The organism is Nocardia sp. NPDC060220, assembly GCF_042727815.1.
GTDB lineage: Bacteria > Actinomycetota > Actinomycetes > Mycobacteriales > Mycobacteriaceae > Nocardia.
In genome coordinates this window covers 1-1882 of the sequence record NZ_JBHWZY010001115.1, presented here as the reverse complement: position 1 = coordinate 1882, position 1882 = coordinate 1, and the positions used below count along the sequence as shown (strand labels likewise).

General features: G+C 64.3%; 2 protein-coding genes. One reads left to right on the top strand and one right to left on the bottom strand.

Translation table 11 applies throughout. From position 1 onward, the window contains the following. The coding region (locus tag ACFWF3_RS34245; protein ID WP_379318174.1) for a TetR/AcrR family transcriptional regulator at positions 1-416 on the top strand (416 nt) is incomplete at its 5' end. Between the two features lie 219 nt (positions 417-635). Here ACFWF3_RS34245 and ACFWF3_RS34240 read toward each other — a convergent pair. After that, the coding region (locus ACFWF3_RS34240; RefSeq protein WP_379318172.1) for a hypothetical protein at positions 636-1882 on the bottom strand (1247 nt) is incomplete at its 5' end.

The following is a 1882-nucleotide window of genomic DNA, read 5'->3' as shown; positions in this document are numbered from 1 at the left end:
CCAAGGAGCAGATGCTCCAGGTCGTCCTCGAGCGGTTACGTCGGCGCATGTTCGCCGCCACCAGTGACGCAGCGGGTCCGCATCCCGACCTGGCGACGGCAGCACGCGCGGTCTGGACTCGAACCTCCGACCCACGCATGCAGGCGGAGTTCCGGCTGTTCTTCGCCGCCTACGGCCGCGCCCTGCAAGCCCCCCAGCAGTTCGCGGACTTCCTCGACCACGTCGTCACCGATTGGATGGCCGCTTTACGCGAGGCGCAAATACCGGACACTGATGCTGAGACCGCCACCCGCACAGCCACATTGGTGATCGCGACGATTCGTGGACTGCTGCTCGATCTTCTCACTACCGGCGACCGGAACCGGGTCCAGGATGCTGCCGAAAGCTTCCTGAGCGCCCTCGAACGCCGACCGTAATCCTCGCCAACCCCCCGCGATCCGGTCGGACAACAGGTGTGCCCAGTTGGAACGATCGCAGCCGCCACCGACATGATTGGTGCATCGCCCCGAACGCTATCGAATCGCCATCCATGGCCTGCTGCGAACCGTCGCGCGAGTGGCCGCTCGGTCCGTGCCACCGCACACCGCGACGGACTTCGCGCTGACACTGCGGCGATTGTCGGCGGCGCACGGAATCTATGGGGACGTAAGTAGTTCCGCGATGGTGAGCGCCTCGGGCAGGGTCCAAGTTGCCGCTTCGTCAGCGAGCAGCTTTTCCCACGACGGTGCTCCGGCTTCCGCGCGGGCCGCGGTGTCGGAGCGGACCTTCAACGCGAGCATGCCGATCCTCATGAGAACAGGAATGTTGAGATGTCGAGCGGCGACGACGGTTTCACCAGCAATTGCGGCTGCGGTGGTCTTCGATACGCTGATCGCTCCGGCTGCGGCGTGTGCGGCGAGCAGCATCTCCGTGTGTTTGGCCGCTGCGGAAGTCACCAGCCGTGGCGTGCCCGTGGAGCGGTATGCCCCGAGGTGGGTGTGAGTTCGGATGACGACCTCGGTCGCGAGCATCCCTAGGCCCGGGGTCAGCATCCCGGAGCGCAGGTTCAACCCGTCGCCGGAGTTCGTTCCGGCGTACGCGTCATTGGCAAACTTTCGCAGGTCAGGGTTCGACATCTCGCCGAGAAGTGTCCAACCCGGCAGCGGCAAGTTCATCGGGGTGACAAAATCTGCCGCCCAGTGTTTCAACAGAAGCGCGACTGCGAGATGCCGCTCGGGCGCTTGGGCGAACGGCAGACCGGAGCGAGTTGTCGCAACCTTTTCGACCATCCGCTGTCCGTCCTCCCACCACGTACCTTCGAAGGTTCCCGTGCGGATCTGATTGAGGGCGGCGAAGAACCGGCCGATATCGTGGCCGGCCGACCGAACGCGGTGTGCCGGACCGCCGAATTTCGGGCCGGTGTAGTCGATGGGAAGGCGGGCGGTCTCCCTCTCCCATCGGCGCAGCAGGTCGGTCTTCTTCAACAAGGACAGGCCGCTGAGCACTGCAGCGTCTACCTGGTTGTCGTAGAGATTTCCGAGTGCGCCGATGAGCCCGGAGACGCCCACGACGACCAAGTCGCCACGTTCCCACGGAACCCTTTGGGCCGCCCGCCACCCATCGAGCTGGTGCAGCGCGATCGGGTCGAGGATGTCGGCGATGTCGGCCTCACCCCATCCCTCGACTTCGCGACGCTGCTGATGGTGGGCAGTGAGTTCGGAATAGGTGAGGCCGGTAGATGCGCTCACGATGCGCTTCGTGGCTGAGTGGTCTATCGGTTTGTCCGAAAGTGCTGATGCGGCAATCGATTCGATGTCTTCGAGGTCGCGTGTGAGTGCATCCAAGTTGTCGATGTAGTCGTCATCGATCGGCGAGACCCGGTCGCTCGAGTTGCCGCCATTGG